Origin of the sequence: Psychromonas sp. B3M02 (assembly GCF_003318165.1) — a bacterium.
GTDB lineage: Bacteria > Pseudomonadota > Gammaproteobacteria > Enterobacterales > Psychromonadaceae > Psychromonas.
This window is the reverse complement of record NZ_QOCB01000013.1, coordinates 1-19,386: the sequence shown is the minus strand read 5'-3', so window position 1 is coordinate 19,386 and position 19,386 is coordinate 1. Positions and strand designations below refer to the sequence as shown.

General features: G+C 39.8%; 15 protein-coding genes. 7 read left to right on the top strand and 8 right to left on the bottom strand.

Features of this window, described 5'->3' with window-relative positions; translation table 11 throughout:
- Window positions 1-44: 44 nt before the first annotated feature.
- Together DS885_RS01650 and DS885_RS01645 are read right to left on the bottom strand one after the other, a co-directional pair.
- Window positions 45-563, bottom strand: coding sequence for an aggregation factor core (locus DS885_RS01650; RefSeq protein ID WP_113817665.1), 519 nt, complete (start codon window positions 561-563; stop codon window positions 45-47).
- A gap of 161 nt (window positions 564-724) precedes the next feature.
- Window positions 725-4,015 carry a glycoside hydrolase family 3 protein gene (locus DS885_RS01645; RefSeq protein ID WP_113817664.1) on the bottom strand — a complete coding sequence of 1,097 codons (3,291 nt, stop codon included), beginning with the start codon at window positions 4,013-4,015 and terminating at the stop codon, window positions 725-727.
- A 743-nt stretch (window positions 4,016-4,758) separates the two neighbouring features.
- Here DS885_RS01645 and DS885_RS01640 point away from each other — a divergent pair.
- From DS885_RS01640 to DS885_RS01620, 5 genes are all read left to right on the top strand, one after another.
- On the top strand, window positions 4,759-5,838 hold the full coding sequence (locus tag DS885_RS01640; protein WP_113817663.1) for a BMP family ABC transporter substrate-binding protein: 1,080 nt from the start codon (window positions 4,759-4,761) through the stop codon (window positions 5,836-5,838).
- Between the two features lie 76 nt (window positions 5,839-5,914).
- Entirely contained in the window at window positions 5,915-6,877 is a 963-nt protein-coding gene (locus tag DS885_RS01635; RefSeq protein ID WP_113817662.1) for an isopenicillin N synthase family dioxygenase, read from the top strand.
- Window positions 6,878-6,931: 54 nt separating this feature from the next.
- The gene (locus tag DS885_RS01630; protein WP_113817661.1) at window positions 6,932-8,464 is read left to right on the top strand and encodes an ABC transporter ATP-binding protein; all 1,533 of its coding nucleotides are present in this window, start codon (window positions 6,932-6,934) and stop codon (window positions 8,462-8,464) included.
- Window positions 8,457-9,587: an ABC transporter permease gene (locus DS885_RS01625; RefSeq protein ID WP_113817660.1), complete on the top strand. Its 1,131-nt coding sequence runs from the start codon at window positions 8,457-8,459 to the stop codon at window positions 9,585-9,587. Before DS885_RS01630 ends, DS885_RS01625 begins: the two co-directional genes overlap by 8 nt.
- A 13-nt stretch (window positions 9,588-9,600) precedes the next feature.
- Complete coding sequence (locus DS885_RS01620; RefSeq protein WP_113817659.1) at window positions 9,601-10,530, top strand: ABC transporter permease; 930 nt, start codon at window positions 9,601-9,603, stop codon at window positions 10,528-10,530.
- A gap of 97 nt (window positions 10,531-10,627) precedes the next feature.
- On the opposite strand, the gene DS885_RS01615 is transcribed toward DS885_RS01620, so the two are convergent.
- The 6 genes from DS885_RS01615 to DS885_RS01590 all read right to left on the bottom strand — a co-directional run bounded on the left by DS885_RS01615 (window position 10,628) and on the right by DS885_RS01590 (window position 17,681).
- On the bottom strand, window positions 10,628-11,854 hold the full coding sequence (locus DS885_RS01615; RefSeq protein WP_181817675.1) for a DUF2914 domain-containing protein: 1,227 nt from the start codon (window positions 11,852-11,854) through the stop codon (window positions 10,628-10,630).
- A 198-nt stretch (window positions 11,855-12,052) separates the two neighbouring features.
- On the bottom strand, window positions 12,053-12,661 hold the full coding sequence (locus DS885_RS01610) for a DUF938 domain-containing protein (RefSeq protein WP_113817657.1): 609 nt from the start codon (window positions 12,659-12,661) through the stop codon (window positions 12,053-12,055).
- 2 nt (window positions 12,662-12,663) lie between these two features.
- On the bottom strand, window positions 12,664-13,800 hold the full coding sequence (locus DS885_RS01605) for a GNAT family N-acetyltransferase (RefSeq protein WP_258546822.1): 1,137 nt from the start codon (window positions 13,798-13,800) through the stop codon (window positions 12,664-12,666).
- Window positions 13,801-14,002: 202 nt separating this feature from the next.
- Window positions 14,003-15,409, bottom strand: a complete 1,407-nt coding sequence (gene ptsG, locus DS885_RS01600) for a PTS glucose transporter subunit IIBC (RefSeq protein WP_113817655.1) — start codon at window positions 15,407-15,409, stop codon at window positions 14,003-14,005.
- Window positions 15,410-15,773: 364 nt separating this feature from the next.
- A complete protein-coding gene (gene dbpA, locus DS885_RS01595; protein WP_113817654.1) occupies window positions 15,774-17,162 on the bottom strand; it encodes an ATP-dependent RNA helicase DbpA in 1,389 nt (462 codons plus the stop codon).
- Between the two features lie 171 nt (window positions 17,163-17,333).
- Window positions 17,334-17,681, bottom strand: a complete 348-nt coding sequence (locus DS885_RS01590) for a putative quinol monooxygenase (protein ID WP_113817653.1) — start codon at window positions 17,679-17,681, stop codon at window positions 17,334-17,336.
- A gap of 264 nt (window positions 17,682-17,945) precedes the next feature.
- Between DS885_RS01590 and DS885_RS01585 the strand changes: the two genes are divergently transcribed.
- Together DS885_RS01585 and DS885_RS01580 are read left to right on the top strand one after the other, a co-directional pair.
- On the top strand, window positions 17,946-18,887 hold the full coding sequence (locus DS885_RS01585; protein ID WP_113817652.1) for an SPFH domain-containing protein: 942 nt from the start codon (window positions 17,946-17,948) through the stop codon (window positions 18,885-18,887).
- Window positions 18,887-19,342 carry an NfeD family protein gene (locus tag DS885_RS01580; RefSeq protein WP_258546821.1) on the top strand — a complete coding sequence of 152 codons (456 nt, stop codon included), beginning with the start codon at window positions 18,887-18,889 and terminating at the stop codon, window positions 19,340-19,342. The genes DS885_RS01585 and DS885_RS01580 overlap by 1 nt, the downstream gene beginning before the upstream one ends.
- The last annotated feature ends 44 nt before the right edge of the window (window positions 19,343-19,386 follow it).

The window sequence follows — 19,386 nt, the reverse complement described above, 5'->3', positions numbered from 1 at the left end:
CGTTTAAGTGTTCGGGTTTTACCGTGAAATCCGAACAATGACACTTACACAGAGCAGCCTTCCATGAGCAGTATCGCTTTACCACTATTATCAAAAGCAGCTTGGATGGCCTTGTTTCCTCTAATGCTTGCGCTGACATTACCTTGTGCAATTTCAGAGCTGGTTACACGAATATTGCCTAATTCGCTATTACTTAATGTGTCATCAACGTCAATGGTGAAGCTTACAATCTCTTGGGCATTCATGGTTTTAATCAGTAAAGCTAGTTGTTTATCGCCATCGTTGACTTTATCGCTAGTATGCAGCGTGATGTTACCTGCAGTAACTTCGAAGGGTTGGAAGACTTCTACCCCTTGACCTGAGGCGCTGGTATCAAAAATTAAGCGTCCCGCGCTCTTAGTTAGGTCAATGTTAATCATCAAGTTTTGAAGCGTACATTGACTGTTATTGCTGATGGTAAATTTATCTTTTGGTGCACCATCGCGAAATTGGATTTCAATATTAGCGTAACTGCTCATTGATGTGAGGCACAAAAATAGTGCAGGTAATAGATGTTTAAACATGATTTTATTCCTTTAAAAATGCTTTTTAACTATTACGCTTATTGGCTTACTTTAGATCAATTGCAATAAATTTTGAAGGAAAGGAAAGGAAAGGAAAGGAAAGGAAAGGAAAGGAAAATAAGGTACTAGCAGAACGGCTAGTACCTTAAGGTTGATTAGCTTTATTCAGTTAACTGTATATTTTTTACTTTAAAACTAAAGCCAGCTTGAGAAGATCCCCAAGAAGCGAGTAATGCTAAGGGTTTATTGATAGTGGTGATATCCAAAGTACCAGTATTTAAATCACTCACGTTAGTGACCACTGTATACCATTCTCCGGTGTTGTAGTTGGCTTTAGGAAGTAGGAAATCATTGCCAACTCCATTTTCAGATTCCATTTTGATCACCAATCCTTCCGTAGCGGTTTCCCCTTCATTCGCAGGCTCTCCGTAACTTTCAATATATAAGTCAAAAGTTAGCGTCCCGTCTGCATAGTTAGATAGGTTTTGCGCATCTCCATCAATACTCACAATACCTTTATAACTTTCAGGGCTAGTTGCATCGTAAACAATGGATAAGATTGTTTGGTCGTCGATAGTTTCTTCACTATAAGTGACATGACCGTCGATACTAGACCAATCCTCTGTTGTGGTTTGATAAGTGCTGATATTAAGCCAAGTATCTCGCACGGCTAGGTCATCACTATCTAATGGTGCTAGGGCATCTTCTTGTAATGCTTCACAGCTGATCGCGTCTTCCGCTGCATCTATGCTGTTGGGTACGTAACGAATTTCACCTAAGTTAAATTCTACGGCTTCCGTTGAATACAGTAAGAAAGGAGTATTCACTACAGAAAAGTCCATGCCTTCGTCAACTAAACAAGATAACGGGATCTTGATAGTTGTCCAATTACTTTCATCTGCCGCGCTTGCATCGGGTAATACCTTATTGATCGCGATTTCACCTAAACATGGCCATTCACAATGTGCCGCTAGGATAAGGCTCTCTGGCGCAGTGCTTTTCATGTCGATATCAAATTGCAAAGTAGCCTCGGCATTCACATAACTGTATTTATCGATACCGCTGGTATCGCTGGTCTGTAAATACACTTGTGCTGCTGATTCTCCACTAAAGTTCACACTAATTGCATCTTGTTGATGTAAGTAGTTAATAGGTGTAGTGGTGACGGAACCAATGGTCGTTTCTGAACCATTTGATACCTCTACACCGGCCCATCCATTGGCTTCACCACTGATACGAGCGGTGAATTCACCAGATGATTCTCGACCATATATTTCTAAATTGACCGTCGCGGTATCTGTGTCAGGTTCGGTTTGACCACAGCCATAATTACGTTGATCAAGTTCAATATTGTCTAAGTCAGTGGTCACTGATTGGGTATCGCTAGCAGCGTAACCTAATCCATAACCATAAGGGAATAGCGGTTTATTTTCGCCTTCAATATCTTGTTCAATTAATTCCCCAGTACTGCCATCTACAGGCGTACTGTAATCTGTAATATTCGGAGCATGGCGATTGATAGTGGTTGAGCAAACTGTCATAGGCCATGAGTAGGAGAGGCGTCCAGTAAAGTCCATGTCGTTTTCTGCAAATAACACATCAGTGATACCGCCGGCTTCAGTACCTGGTAACCAAGCCGCAATAAAGGCATCTGAGGCATTGATCTCTTCATTGACATAAAGAGGGCGACCAGAATAGAAGACAGTCACTACTTTATGGCCCGCTTCTTTCATTGCTTGCACCGTTGCAAGGTCTGCAGCGTAAGTGCTATCTAAAGATGAAAATTGTAGTGTTTGTGTTGATTTGATATCACCAAACATTTCTGCATAAGGATCTTCACCTATCACCACGATGGCAATCGCATCTTCAGGTGCTTCAGAGGCATCGGTAAATACCTGTTCAGTACCTACTGTATCTTGCAGCGCCATTAACAGCGTGGTTGCTCCAGGGAAATCATCTTCAATAGTATTTTCAGTGCCTTGCCATGTTAAGCTCCATCCACCGGTTTGCTTTTGAATGTCATTAGCAGCACTACCCGTGACTATATAAGTCGCCTCTTTACTTAAAGGCAATAGATCATTGTTGTTTTTAAGTAACACTAATGATTCGCTCACTGCTTGTCGCGCTAAAGCTCTATGTTCATCTGAGCCTAAGATATCCGTATTTCCGGCTAATTCACGCTCTGACGGTTTAGGTTTGTTCCATAGGTCTGCTCGCATTTTCACACGTAGGATACGTGTAACGGCATCATTAATGCGTTCTATTGAGATAGTGCCATCATTGACTTGATCAATGACATTATTATAGAAAGCTTGCCAATCACTTCTTGACGTTACCATGAAAACATCATTACCGGCATTCACTGCTTCTGGACAGTTTGCAGCAGTACAACCTGTGATCTCTTGTTGGCCATTCCAGTCGGTGACAATAATTCCATCGAATCCCATTTTTTCTTTCAAGATATCATTTAATAAGTATTTGCTACCGTGTAGTTTATAATTGTACTCACCGCTTTCTGTCTGGTCATAATTAGCTTCGTTGTGCCATGAATTGAAGGAACTCATTACCACTTGCGCACCCGCATCTAAGCCGGCAAAGTATCCGGTTGCATGGATATTTCTAAGGTACTCTTCGCTATAGTGATTTTCGCCTCGGTCTTCTCCATCATAAGTGCCGCCGTCACCCACCCAATGTTTTACGTTAGAGATAACATTGGTTTGACCTTTTAGTCCTTCTGCACCACCTTGTAGGCCTGCCACCATTTGCCCTGCAAATTGATAAATAATTTCAGGATCTTCTGAGTAACCTTCATAGACACGCCCCCAGCGGTAATCGCGAGGTGCAGCGACGGTAGGCGCGAAGGTCCAATCTAGGCCAGTTGCTACAATTTCTTGTGCAGTGGCAACACCTATCTCATAGATTAAGTCAGGGTTATTGGCTGCACCTAAACCAATATTATGTGGAAATACTGTGGCTCGGTAGACATTGTTATGACCGTGAACGGCGTCTGTTGCCCACATAAAAGGGATCTTAAAAGGTCTATCTTCATAGGCTTCTGCTAGGGCGTCATAATATTCGTCTGCTTTTTCTGCCCAATCAGATGCCGTGGCATATTTATCATCATTCGGCCAAGCTCCACCGCCGTTTAATAATGAACCTAACTTATATTGTTTAGCTTCTTCTACGGTCACTTCACGTAGATCGGGTTGAATCATTTGACCTACTTTTTCTTCTAGGGTCATTTGCTCAAGAATAGTAACAATAGCCGCTTCAATAGTTGGGTCAACGGCAACGGCGCTATTGATTTGCGGCCAATCGGCAAAATAAGGGACTTTAGACTCAACACTAGATGTAATGGTTTCATCCTCTGTGGTTTGATCAACTGCATTGTTACATCCAGTGAGTAATGCCAGAGAGACAACACATGAAATGACTGATCTTTGATAATGCATACATTTTCCTTGTCGTTTGAAGATAAAGCAGAATATTTAAATATTGTTTTATCCATAAAGTGCCAGCGATACCGAACATTTAGCTTGTTTACTTGTGATGTCGATATCGATAAGTGGCTGAGCATTATAGGGAAGATAGATAATCAAAAAGCGATCACTGTCACTTATGTTATTGATTTTAAGTAACAAAAAGTAACTTGTATGTAACGAGTTATAGGGTGAAGTAAGCAGGGGGAGAGAGGCAATTAACGCTATTTAACTCAACATAGTTGGCCTATTAAGGTTTGTGTTTTTATGCTTAAAAACTAGCCTAGTAGTTGATATGTATCTGTTTTATTGAGTTTGGATATTAGGGGCCATTGTTATTTTTTGAGATGTTTTTTTACTTTGTAACATTGAAAAAAATTTGGTTACAAAGTGAAAATGAACGTTGCAGAATTTAAGGCTATTATTGAGCGAAATAATAGGTGAAGGGCTATTTTCTGAGTTTGTTAGATGCGTGAACAATGCTTTGTAAATTCACAATAATGGGAATCTTATAATTTGTGCAAATGGTCAGGAAAATGCACCAAAAGGGGACAAGTCAACATAAAAAGTGATGAATAACTCGTACTAATATTTTCCGAAAAGGGCTGTGCCGCTAGGTATAGCAGGCTTTTTATTTTTTGAACGTTTCTTGGTCTGCTTTTTGCTTCAGCCCTTAGGTTAAATGTTAATTGATGTTAAATAAAAGGGAGTTATTTATGAAGTTCAACAAATTAGTGACGGCGGCAGCATTAGCCGTTAATGCATTTTTATTACCTGCAACACAAGCTGCGGATGATCCACTAAAAGTGGGGTTTGTGTATGTGGGCCCTGTAGGTGACCATGGTTGGAGTTATGAGCACGACCAAGGCCGTTTAGAGTTAGAGAAACATTTTGATGGCAAAGTGGAAACCACCTATGTAGAAAATGTGCCGGAAGGAGCCGATGCCGAACGTGTTATTACTCAGTTAGCAAAATCAGGTCATGATGTTATTTTCACCACCTCTTTTGGGTTTATGAATCCAACCATTAAAGTGGCAAAACGTTTCCCTAAAGTGCATTTTGAAAACGCTACTGGTTACAAACGTGGTAAGAATGTTGGTACGTATTTATTAAGTACTTATCAAGGCCGTTATGTATCAGGTGTTGCTGCGGGTATGGAAACAGAGTCTAACGTGCTTGGTTACATCGCTTCATTCCCAATTCCAGAAGTTATTCGTGATATCAATGCCGTTTACTTGGGCGCTAAAAGTGTTAATCCAGATATTAAAATGAAAATCGTTTGGGTAAGTACTTGGTACGATCCAGGCAAAGAAGCAGATGCTGCCAATGCGTTAATGGACCAAGGTGCTGATGTGATCATACAGCATACAGATAGTCCTGCACCGCTTATTGCTGCAGAGAAACGTGGCAAAATGGGTATTGGTCAAGCTTCTGATATGAGCCACTTTGCACCTAATGCACATATGTTTTCGGTACGTGACCATTGGGGACCATACTACATAGATACAGTGCAAAAAATCATGGATAACACATGGAAACCAGAAGATTACTGGGGGGGATTTAAAGAAGAGATTTTACAAATCGTTTCTGTTAATCCAAACCTAAGTGATGAGATTAAAACTGCCATCAGCGAGACTGAAGCAAAAATTAAATCAGGTGAATTCCATCCATTCACTGGTCCTATGAATGATAACCAAGGTAATGAAGTTATTCCTGCAGGTAAAACGTTAACTGATGAAGAGTTAGCGGGTGTGATGTGGTACGTAGAAGGTATCGATGCCAAAATTCCTCAATAAGCAATAACCTCACTTAGTGTTAGTGCGCTAACACTAAGTTTCCCTCTACCCATAAATAAAATGTTAGGAAAATCGGATGACCTTAAACCTTCCCATTATTGATATTACGGCGTTGCAAAGTGATGATATTAGCCAATGGTCTGATGTTATTGAAGCTATTGATAAAGCATGCCGAGATACTGGATTCTTTTACGTAACGGGTCATGGTATCCCTAAACAGCAATTTTCTAATGTACAAGCGATGGCAAACACCTTTTTCTCTTTACCTGAGTTTGCTAAACAAAAAATTAATATTCAGCATTCAAGCAATCACCGAGGGTGGGGGCAAGTGAGTGCTGAAAAACTAGACCCAAATGGTCCAAGCGACTATAAAGAAACCTTTGATATGGCCTTAGACCTTAGCCCATATCATCCTCAAGTCGCTCGTTGCAGCGACTTATATGGACCAAATCAATACCCGAATGTAGATGGTTTTATTCAACTAATGCAACAACAGTATCAACTCAGTATGGAAGTTGCTTTGAGAATTTTAAAAGCAATGGCTCTTGCATTATCACTGCCCATTGATTTTTTTAGTCAGTATTTTAGCTACCCAGTGAGTGTATTACGTCTGATTCATTACCCACCACAACAGGGGCAACAAAATGGTGCAGGTGCACATACGGATTATGGTTGTATTACCTTGTTGTATCAGGATCAAATAGGTGGTTTACAGGTACAAAATAGAGAGGGTGATTGGATTGATGCCACACCGGTTGAAGATAGTTTCGTCGTCAACATTGGTGATTTGATGCAACGTTGGACAAACGATTGTTATAAATCGACAAAGCATCGCGTGACTAGCCCATCTTCTCAAACAACACGTTTTTCAATGCCATTTTTTGTCGAGCCAAATTTTGATACACCGGTGAGTACGATTGCCTCTTGTGTAGACAAAGGTGAAGTTTCTCCTTACCAGGAAGTAACGGCCGGTGAATGGATATTATCCCGTTTTGCAGATACCTATGAATATCGTAATGAAGAGACACAATCAAAGTAAAGCATTGAATGAGCAATATAGTGCATGGAAGTCGAATAAGGAAGCAACGATAATATGGCAAATTTTCCGCTACTCAAACTATGGAATGTGAGTAAAATCTTTCCTGGTGTGATTGCCAATGACAATGTCAATATGAGCCTGAACAAGGGCGAAATATTAGCATTATTAGGTGAAAATGGTGCAGGTAAATCCACCTTAGTTAAAATGATTTATGGGGTGAATAAACCCGATACTGGTGCTATTTTTTGGGATAACCGAGAAGTTGATATTAACTCCCCAAATCAAGCGCGTGCCATGGGCATCGGTATGGTGTTTCAACACTTTTCAGTATTTGAAACCTTAACTGTTCAAGAAAATATAGAACTCGGCTTAGATAAAGAGTTTGTTGAGCAATTAACCGATCTACGCCAAGAGATCATTGATATCAGTAAAAAGTATGACCTGCATGTTGATCCGGATCGTTATGTTCATAGCTTGAGTATTGGTGAAAGACAACGGGTTGAGATACTTCGTTGTCTCATTCAAAACGTAAAACTACTGATTTTAGATGAGCCCACTTCCGTATTAACACCCCACGAAGTCTCTGGTTTATTCAGAGTATTAAAAAAACTCGCCAGTGAAGGCGGTAGTGTTTTATTTATCAGCCATAAACTAAAAGAGGTCACGGAGCTATGTGATCGAGCTGTTATTTTACGTGGTGGTCTAGTAACGGGTGAATGTATCCCTGCTCAGGAAACGCCAGAATCGATTGCCAGAATGATGGTTGGGAGTGAAGCGATACTCTCTGAAAGCTACCCTAAAGTGTTAACCGAGGAAGTTATTTTCTCTGCACAACAATTGAACCTAGCACCTACCAACCCCTTTGGTTGTGGGTTAACGGATGTGTGTTTAACCCTAAGAAAAGGTGAAATATTAGGGGTGGCAGGTGTTGCAGGTAATGGACAAGAGGATTTATTAGAAGCTTTAAGTGGTGAAGATACACGGGCTGATAAAGCCAGTATTACCTTCGCCGATAAACAGATTGGTCATTTAAACGCTGGAGCAAGAAGAGCGTTAGGCATGGCTTATGTGCCTGCTGATCGATTAGGTCAGGGAGCCGTGCCAGAGATGAGCCTGACTGATAATACTTTACTCACTAATACTGCTTCATTGACTCAAGGTGGTTTTATTCTTGGTAACAAACTCAAAGCCTTAGCCAAGAAAATTATCAGTGATAATAACGTTAAATGCCATAATCAAACCTCGCAATCAAAAAGTTTGTCTGGTGGTAACTTACAAAAATTTATAATTGGTCGAGAAGTGCAGCAAGCACCTAGCGTATTAATTTGTGCTCATCCGACTTGGGGGGTTGATATAGGTGCTGCCAGTGCGATTCATCGGCAGTTAATTGCATTACGAGAGCAAGGTGCAGCCATTCTGATCGTATCGGAAGATATTGATGAGTTGTTTGTTGTCTGCGACCGATTAACCGCATTATATGAAGGGCGCTTATCTCCTATTGTAGAAACACAAAACACAGATATTGAAGAGATCGGAAAATGGATTGCTGGTGGCTTTATCGATCACAAGGAGGCAAACCATGCTTAGTGTTCAACCGCGCATAGAAAGCGCAAAATTAATGGCTTGGTTATCACCCTTTATTGCCATTGCCTTAACCATGTTAGCGTCTAGTTTAATGTTTGTATTATTGGAAGTGAGCCCAATCAAAGCCTTTGAAGTGTTTGTGATCATGCCACTGAGCGATAGTTATAATATCGGCGAGTTAATGGTAAAAGCAGCTCCTTTAATGCTCTGTGCTACTGGTCTAGCTATCTGTTTTCGCGCCAATATTTGGAATATTGGTGCGGAAGGGCAGTTATTGATCGGTGCTGTTGTCAGTAGTTATTTTGCCATTCAAGCTGGTGAAGATGCCGGCATTGGTATGATTACGCTGATCTTGATGTCAGGTGTTATTTCAGGTGCGTTGTGGGCAGCTATTCCAACAGCCTTAGATCGTTTCTTCAAAACCAATATTATTCTATCAACTATTATGCTCAATTATATTGGTTTATATACCTTGCTATGGGCGGTGCATGGGCCTTTAGCAGATCCGCAAGGTTTTGGGTTTCCTGAATCAGCAATGTTTGCGGATGCCATTTTATTACCCCTAATTCAAGAAGAAGGGCGTGCATCGATCAGTATTGTTATCGCAGTTGTGATTGCGATTATTACAGGAATTACACTGTTTAAAACCTTACCTGGGTTTATTGTGCGCGTGTATGGTGAAGATAAAGCTGCAGCTCGTTATGCAGGCTTTAGCAGTAATAAAGTGGTGTGGGGTGTGATGTTATTTGCCGGTGCATTAGCTGGTTTTGCTGGCGCTGCTGAAGTAACAGGTCCGATAGGTCAATTGATTCCTTCTGTTTCACCTGGTTACGGATATGCTGCGATTATTGTGGCTTATCTAGGCCGCTTAAATCCATTTGGCATTATTATTTCAGCGTTATTTATGGGCTGTTTATACATGGGCAGTGATTTAGCGCAAATAGAGTTAGGTTTACCTACTGCCATCACAGGTTTATTTCAAGGCATTTTATTGTTCTTTATGCTCGCATGTGACTTTTTAATTAATTATAAAGTCTCATTCAAGTCTAAAGCGTTACCTGAAAAACCAGTTTTACCAAGTTCAGCTGATAGTGAATTAGTCACTAACAGTGACAGCAATAAATAGAAAGGATCTCAACATGGATATGGAACTCATTCAACAAATCTTAATTGCTGCATTGAAAACCGGTACACCTTTATTACTCATAGCCCTAGGTGAGTTGGTTACTGAAAAATCAGGTGTGCTTAATTTAGGCCAGGAGGGAATGGTGCTAATGGGCGCAATGGCAGGTTTTGCTGGTGCTTATTATACTGGTAACTTATTTTTAGGGATGTCACTAGCCATGGTTGCCGGTATGATCATGGCCCTCTTATTTGGTGCATTAGCGTTAAGTTTAAATACGAGCCAAGTAGCAACGGGATTAGCTTTAACGATTTTCAGCATCGGTTTAAGCTCTTTTATGGGTGGAAGTTTAGTCGGCTCAACTATCCCTGGTTTTAAAGCGATAGCGATTCCATTTTTAAGTGATATTCCTTTTATTGGTGACCTGCTGTTTAATCAAGATATTCTAATCTACTTGAGTTTCTTCATTGCAGGCGCAACCTGGTGGGTATTACACAAAACCCGTGTTGGTTTAACCGTCAGAGCAGTAGGTGAAAACCCTCATTCGGCTAATGCACTGGGCATTAAGGTGATTAAAATTAGATATTTAGCCACTTTATTTGGCGGTGCAATGGCTGGTTTAGCTGGTGCATATTTATCACTTTCTTATACACCTATGTGGATGGAAAATATGAGCGCAGGGCGTGGCTGGATTGCACTTGCACTGGTGGTATTTGCTTCATGGCGAGTAGGGTATTTGATGTTAGGGGCTTACCTATTTGGTATTGCATCTATTTTGCATTTAGTGATGCAAGGTTTTGGTTTTGATATCTCACCTAACTTGCTAGCGATGATGCCTTATCTAGCAACCTTGATTGTGATGGTATTAATCAGCTCCAACTCTTTAAAACAGAAACTATCAACACCGATGAGCTTATCAAAACCCTTTGATCCTAAGTTACATTAATGACTCGTTTGCTATAAACAACAAAGCCACTGATAGCGTTTATCAGTGGCTTTTTTATTTGAGGACATTACTTTAATTTACTATTTTACTGGTTTTACTATGGCTCATAAGTAAATTGGTTAATAGCTAAGGTGTCACCCTGTGAGTTTTGTAACTTTACTGACCATTGACCTTTCATGCTTGGTTCAATAAATTTGGTGGAATGACTTCTCCATCGGTCAGCGCCTATCTTAATCGGTACAGTTGCAACATCTCGCCCATTTAAACTCCAAACATAATAGAGCACGGTATCTTTAAGGTCGTAGACTTCAGAAAAGGCATATATCGTGAGTGTTCCATCTTCAAATTCGATATCATTAATGGTGCCTAATGGTTCATGATCTTCCACCATAGGGGCTATTTGAAAGCGATTAATATGATCTGATAAGCGTTGCACTGTGCCTTGTATTAATAAGGTAGAAGGTGGCAGAGTGATATGTTGTGCAAGAAGGTGTTGCTCATTAATTTCTGTTTCATTATCCACGATAATAGTTGGTTTACGCTCAACCACTTTTTCCTGTTGTGGCTCTTCTACAGCGTCAAGGTCAGCGGTTGAAGTGTCTTCAATATTAGTATTGCTAACATGGGCATCTATATCAGTAAAAGCATCATCGCCTTTACTTGTTTCTTCTGAAAACTGGTTAATGTTGTTTGTTGCTAAGTTAACGGCTTCAGTTTCAGGTATTGATTCAGCTTGTATCTGATCAATGTTGTTGATGTCGATAACCGCTTGTTGAGTACTTTCTAAGGCTATGGATGCCTGATCTTCATCTTCAGAAATGACTGTTGGATCCTCGGCAATCGTTGTTTGTAGTTGTTTAGCATCAATATTCTGATCTTGTAGATTTTCTGTAACGCTAGCTAGTGCAACATCATTGGTATCGATAATCTGCTCTTGCTTGGGTGCTATATTTAGTTGTGGCTTATTTTCTGCTACGGCAACAACACTTGTTTTATTTACATTGATAGCCTGTTGGTTAGATGATATTTCAGTGTTTAACGCTAGTGGTGCATTGAGAGGTTTAGTATCCGGTTTAGCGATATCTTGATTAGGTTGTGAAGTATTAGTCGAGTTCAAAGCACTAGCATCATTAGTGTTTTCGATAGTTGGCTTTTGTTGGATTAAAAAGGGTTGTGAAAGTCCAATTATTAAGGCGATCACTAATACAACTAGCAATAAACAGGTGATAATTCTCCCCCAATGTAAGCTTGTTTCCGCAGGCACAGCAACACTCTGTTGTGGCCTAAAGTTTACACGGACGCTGAAGTTTTCCGAATCTTTCATCTTATGTCTCACACTTGTATTAGGAGGTATAATACCTATCAAACTCATTACTGACCTACTTTAATAGGTCCACTTAATTAATGTAATGGGTATAACCCTATCTGTATGCCAACAATCATATATTATTGTGATGATTATTTTTGATTAATTATAGGCATTTTACAATGCTATTAAAATTTAGTCTCTTCTGACTGCCTTTTATATGATTTTCTCAAAGTATAATAATTGATTATTGGCAGGCATTTTGTAGTCTTCTATCAACTTAAGCCCTGCGGAATCGGCCAGTAATAAAATATCTTCTATATCACGAATACCACTGTGGCTATCTCTCTCCTTCAGCCATAAATCAAAATCCGCATTACTGTCACTGGTAAATTCACCTTGATACTTAAAAGGGCCATAGATACACACTTTACCTGCGACGGGTAAGTTTGTTGAGATACCTTCAAAGAACTTAATAACTAATGACCAACTGATGATATGCAAGGTGTTAGCAGTATAGACACCATCAAGAGGAATATGATTAGTTGGTGTCGGCCAATCATGATGCAAGTCGAGTAAAATAGGGGGCTGGACATTACTTAAAGTGCACTCATCTAACCACATTTTAATCCCTTGATGATGAATAATAAGGTCACTGGTTTGCCACAATAGATGTGGTAAATGCTGTGCAAAAAAAATGGCGTGTTGTCCTGTACCCGAGCCTATTTCTAGTATCTGTTTCTTGTCTGCAAAAACCTCTTTTAAAATAGCTAGAATAGGTGTTTTATTATTTTCAGAAGCTTGCGAATAAGGTTTGTTTGTCATCGTTATTTATCTGCTTTTTTGAAGGGTAATAATGCACGACATTGTGCTTGGTACGTTAGCATATGCGATCGCTCTTGTTGACAAAAATCTTTGATTGCCTGTTTAAAGCCAGGATGCATAATCCAATGATATGAATAGGTTAATACGGGTTCAAAGCCTCTTTGGATCTTATGTTCTCCTTGTGTTCCTGGGTTAAAACGACTCAGGTTGTGATTGATGCAAAACTCAATACCTTGGTAATAACAGAGCTCAAAATGCAAATTGTTGTAGTAGCCCGTTGCGCCCCAGTAACGACCATATAATTGTGAGTCATCGTGAAAAAATAGCGCGCAGGCAACATCTTCATCTTGGTCACTGGCGATGATTAATAAAATGTTATCTGGCATAGAGGAGATGATCTGTTTAAAAAAATCGATATTTAAATGTGGTTGATGGCCACGCTTTAAATAGGTGATTTGGTAGGTTAAATAGAAAAACGCTATCTCTTTTTCAGTGATTTGATGACCGTTTAAATGACGTATTGTCAAACCTTGTTGAGCAATAGATAGTCTTTCCTTTCTGGTTGCTCTTCTTTTACGAGAGGTGAAAGTAGCAAAGAAGTCATTAATATCTTGGTAACCGCGATTAAACCAATGAAATTGAACCGTATTACGTTGATACACATCTTCAGGTAAAGGTGTTTTTATTTGCTCAGTAAATAAAATGTGCCAGCTATTAATATGCTGCTGTTCACAATACTCAATTAAGGTTGAAAATAGGTCGCTGACCTGCAAAGTAGATGAGAGTACTTTGTTACTTTCTACGGGGGTAAAAGGGATAGTAGACACGAGTTTAGGGTAATAATCTAAATCATAACGCTCAAAAGCATCCGCCCAATCCCAGTCAAAGACATATTCGCCCCAAGAGTGACTTTTTAAATACATGGGCATTACCGCAACAGGTTGCTCCTGCGACTTTGCTACCAGGTGGTGTGCTTGCCAACCTTGATTGATACTAACGGATTGACTCGTTTCAAGTGCTTTAAAAAAGTGATAATCAACAAAAGGGTTGTTGGAATGGCTTAAGGTTTGCCAGTCTTGTTCAGAGATTGTATCAATAGCATCATTGAATTGAATCGTTATTGGCGTGGTCAATCGCATATCCTTTATGGTTATAAAACAATAAACAATATGACTTTTTTAACACACAATGTTGAAGTTTGATAGTTTAACGGGATTGAGGGGGAAAAATAGTGGAAATCAAAAAAGGTGGTCATCTATTCAGTATTATCTCTGAATTTATGACCACCTTGCTTAGCAACTTGCTAATCATCCGTCATTAGCAAGTTAGTTTTTGATTGGATTATCTGCCTAAGTAAGCTTCCATATCCGTTTTTAAGTTATCAGAGCGCGTACCAAAGATAGCTTGTACACCGTTACCAGAGACAACAACACCTGCGGCACCTAATTTTTTAAGACCAGCTTGGTCAACTAGCTTGATATCTTCAACGCTGATACGTAAGCGTGTAATACAGGCATCTAGGTTTGCGATATTCTCTTTACCACCGAATGCAGCTACTAACGCTGAAGACATCTCTTCGTTGTTTAATACTGCTGATGCTTCTTGTTCCTCATCTTCACGACCTGGTGTTTTAAGGTTAAGTGCTTTGATTACTACTCTGAATAATGTGTAGTAAACCGCTGCGTAAACTAGACCAATAATCACAAAGTAAACGATTTTTTGAGCGTTTGCTGACAGTACTAGGAAGTCAATTAAACCGTGTGAGAACGAAGTACCGTGAACCATACCTAACATGTTTGTTACAACAAATGCTGAACCTGCTAATAAAGCGTGGATTGCGTATAAAACTGGTGCTACGAACATGAATGAGAATTCGATTGGTTCTGTAATACCTGTTAAGAATGATGTTAATGCAGCTGATAACATGATACCCATTACTTTTGCGCGGTTCTCAGGTTTAGCTGAGTGTGCAATAGCAATCGCTGCTGCTGGTAGACCAAACATTTTGAACATGTAACCACCGGCTAATTGACCGAAACCATTACCTGCAGCACGTGTTGCATCATCAGCAGATAGGTAACAAGTTAAAATACCGTTTAGTTGCTCACCATTAGCATTCACACATGAACCTGCTTCAAAGAAGAAAGGCACATTCCAGATATGGTGTAAACCAAATGGAATTAATGAACGCTCAATCACACCGTAAAGACCGAATGCCACCGTTGGGTTTTGGTTTGCTGCCCAATGTGAGAATGAGGCAATACCTGCACCAATTGGAGGCCAAACTACGGCTAATATTGCACCCATAATAATCGCAGCAAAGCCGGTCATAATTGGCACTGCACGTTTACCTGCAAAGAATCCAAGGTAATCAGGTAATGAAATATTGTAGAAGCGATTAAACATGGCTGCTGCAATACCACCGGCGATGATGCCACCTAGTACACCTGTGTTCGCGCCTGGTGCTAATGTTTCAATGGTTTGCATCATGATGTAATAACCCACTGCAGCAGCTAGGGCTGATACACCATCATTTTTAGTAAAACCAAGTGCTACACCGATAGCAAATAATAATGCCATGTTACCAAAGACTGCACCGCCTGCTTGCTCCATTAGCTGTGATACTACATCTGGTAGTATGCTAAATTTAGCGGCACCCACACCTAATAAAATACCTGCAATAGGTAATACGGATACAGGAAGCATTAATGACTTCCCTACTTTTTGTAAATTGCCGAATAAGTTCATGAGTGATTCTCCATTGTTGCTCATAATCGTCGTTGATTAAATGTTTAAAAGCGCTGCTGCTAACTTGAAATGGAGTATATAGAGATAAGGGGAGGGCGTTATTGAAGCCCAACACTAAAATCGATTAAGTTACATTTACTTACTTTATTTTTTTGCGATGATACATTCTGTTACAAAAGGAATAATCAAGGAAATTAAACAAATCGTTATTTTTTTAATGGGATGAAGGTTTACAAAATAGGCAGGGTGAATTTTAGATTAAGTTATTGTTTTTAAATTTAAACCTGGTTTATTTGATATGTTTATGAAGCGCCATTGAATTCTTATATCTCTCAATAGCGCATTGTATTCACATTGTTAAAAATTAACCGCGCACTACCATTACTCGGAATTTTCTGCCTTTTAACTTACCTTCGCTGAGCTTTTTAAAGGCAATTTTTAAATGTTCACGGCTAACGGCGACATAAGACCAAAAATCAGACACTGATATCTTGCCGATTTGTTGTCCTGTAATGCCATCATTTCCAGTTAATGCACCTACGATATCACCTGGACGGATTTTTTGTTTCTTACCTCCTTCAATGCGGATAGTCACCATCTCCGATGGAGCAGGAGACACATCTAAAAGGCTTGGGTCAGGTAACTCACTGGCGCTAATATTGCGATCTAAGATATCTTCTAATAATTTGATACGGTAATCGTCTTTGTTACTGTAAAAAGTAAACGCAAGACCTTTACTGCCTGCACGGCCAGTACGTCCAACACGGTGAACGTGCACTTCTTGATCGTGTGCAACATGGAAGTTAAATACCGCACTTAAGTTATCAATATCTAAACCACGCGCCGCGACATCTGTTGCCACTAATATGCGAGCACTTTTATTGGCAAAACGGATCAAGGCTTGGTCACGATCTTTTTGCTCTAAATCACCATGTAAAGCCAGCGCAGTGTAACCTCGGTTTGCTAACTCTTCTGCTACTTCTTGTACTTCGCGCTTAGTATTACAAAACACAACACTTGAATCAGGCTGGTGACGATTCAGTAATAAACGTAAGGCCAGCATACGGTCCTGGTTATTTTGAACTGAATAGAAGGTTTGCTCAATACTGGCATTATCATGGGTTGCAGCCACTGTGACCTGTTTTGGCTCTGTTAAGATACGCTTAGCAATTTGTTGAATACCTTCTGGGAAAGTTGCACTGAACAGCAGTGTTTGTCGTTGTTTTGGACAATGTTCAATCACGGTATCAATGGCATCTTGGAAACCCATTTCCAACATACGATCTGCTTCATCAAGCACCAGTACTGATAGGTTTTGTAAGTTTAATGAACCACGCTTTAGGTGATCTTGAATACGCCCTGGTGTACCAACGATAATATGTGCACCATGTTCTAGAGATCCCGCTTGTGGGCCCAACGGTGTACCGCCACATAAAGTCAGTACTTTAATGTTATGAATAGCACGCGCTAATTTTCTTATCTCAGCGGCCACTTGGTCGGCTAATTCTCGCGTAGGGCAGATCACTAAAGACTGAATATTAAACTGTTTAACACGTAAGTGATGTAAAATACCAAGCGTAAATGCCGCAGTTTTACCTGAGCCGGTTTTACCCTGTGCAATCACATCTTCACCTTTTAGAATGAGCGGTAAAGATTGTGCCTGTATCTCAGTCATTTGCTGATATTTTAATGATTCTAGATTACTTAAAAGGCTCTTTGATAAAGGCAAACTTGCAAAAGAGGTGTCACTCACGATAATAATTTCCTGATCGGCTAATAATGATCGCTACAATAACAGTTTGTGGGGGGCTGGACAAAATTATTAAGTAAAAAGGCCTTATTACTTAACTAACCTCTTTAATTAAGCGACCAAAGCAGTAATGCTGGCTTTGGTCAGTAAATTTGACTCTTCATTACAGTGAAGTTATAGCTTCGGCGCGTCGAAGTTCGCAGGCTGATCACTATAAACACAGACATTGTGTGCTTCTACTAAACCATCTTCTGCAACACATTGTTCTTCAAAAAAAGCCACTATCTCTTTACGTTGACAATGTGCCTCAAAAGCCGCTTTATTTGCCCAAATTTCATTAAACACAAAAGGGTAACTTTCACCTGTTGCAAATGGGTTTTCTATTTGTCTTGTCACCAAGTATTGAATGCAGCCATCTTCTCGTTGAGAGTTAGGCTCTAGTGATTGAAGTATCTTGAATAATGCGTCTTCTTTACCTGGCTTCGCGCGAAACATGGCGATGCAATAAACTTTTTGTGACATTACTTTTCCTTTGTGAGAGATATTTACATCTTTTGGATGTAGGTTTTTTTATATAGTGAGCTGAATAGTGCAAAGCTGCGTATTAATATAAACAAGCTTAATGGAAATATTGTTAATGGTGCAACGTATTTCACATATCCTTTACTGTATGATATTGAAATGCATTCATAAAATTGGCTGATAGTGACGGTTGTTAGCTTGTTGTCAGGGCATTTTAAAATTTACTAAATCTATTATTTATCTCATCTACAAAAGGAAGCAAACATGGATATCTTATTGGAGTATATATTCAATATACAGGTTTTTATCTTGATATTAGTGGTGATCATTTTAAAGAAATCGATTATTTTTGTGCCACAAAACCGTGCTTACCTAGTGGAGAGGTTCGGTAAATATCAATCAACACGTGAAGCCGGATTAAATTTCTTAGTGCCTTTTATTGATCATATTGGTGCTGACCGCTCATTAAAAGAGCAAGCCGTTGATGTACCAAGTCAAAGTGCGATCACGCGAGATAATATTTCATTAAGTGTTGATGGTGTGCTGTTCTTCCGCGTATTAGACCCTTACAAAGCCACATATGGTGTTGATGATTATGTCTTTGCAGTAACGCAATTATCACAAACGACTATGCGTTCAGAGCTGGGTAAAATGGAGCTAGACAAAACCTTTGAAGAGCGCGATGTATTAAACACTAATATTGTTGCTTCAATTAATGAGGCGGCAGGACCATGGGGTATTCAGGTTTTACGTTATGAGATCAAAGATATCGTGCCACCAACCACCGTAATGGAAGCGATGGAAACACAAATGAAAGCAGAGCGTGTTAAACGTGCGCAAATTTTAGAGTCTGAAGGTGACCGTCAAGCGGCCATTAATGTGGCGGAAGGTCAAAAACAATCTGTGGTGTTACAAGCTCAAGCTGAAAAAGAAGAGCAAGTATTACGTGCACAAGGTGAAGCGGAAGCGATTATTGCCGTGGCAGAAGCACAAGCTGAAGCCTTAAATAAAGTCGGTGAGGCTGCGAATACAGAGTCAGGACAAAAAGCGATTCAGTTAGACCTTGCAACTAAAGCGATTCAGGCTAAACAAGCCATTGCTAAAGAGTCATCTGTGGTATTACTACCAGATAGCGGCAATGATGCTGCATCAATGGTTGCACAGGCGATGACTATTATTACTAGCTTGAATAAAGGTAAAAGCTAATGATTGACTACTTTCTTACACATTTACCACAAAGCTTAGTAGTACTGGGGCTTATCTTTCTGGTGATTGAGGTCTTAGTATTAGGCTTTTCCACTTTTGTTTTATTATTTGTGGGTATAGGCACCATTATTACCGGCGTATTGATGGCCTTGGGTTTGTTACCTGAAACCTTAGTGAATGCATTATTAGCAACAGCAGTGATCTCATCGCTGGTGGCATTAATCAGTTGGCAGCCAATGAAACGTATGCAGAATAAAGTTGAATCGCATCAAGTTGATAATGGCATGGTGGGTGAAACATTTACGCTAGAAGAAGATCTTTTATTGGGTAAAACAGTGACCCATCGTTATTCAGGAATTGATTGGAAAGTAAAATCGAAACAACCTTTAATGGCAGGTACTGAAGTGAAAATAGTGAATATGCAAGTGGGTGTATTAACTGTAGAAGAAGCTTAGTTGAATAATACCAATCATAGTAACTAACTGATCTATTTTACTTG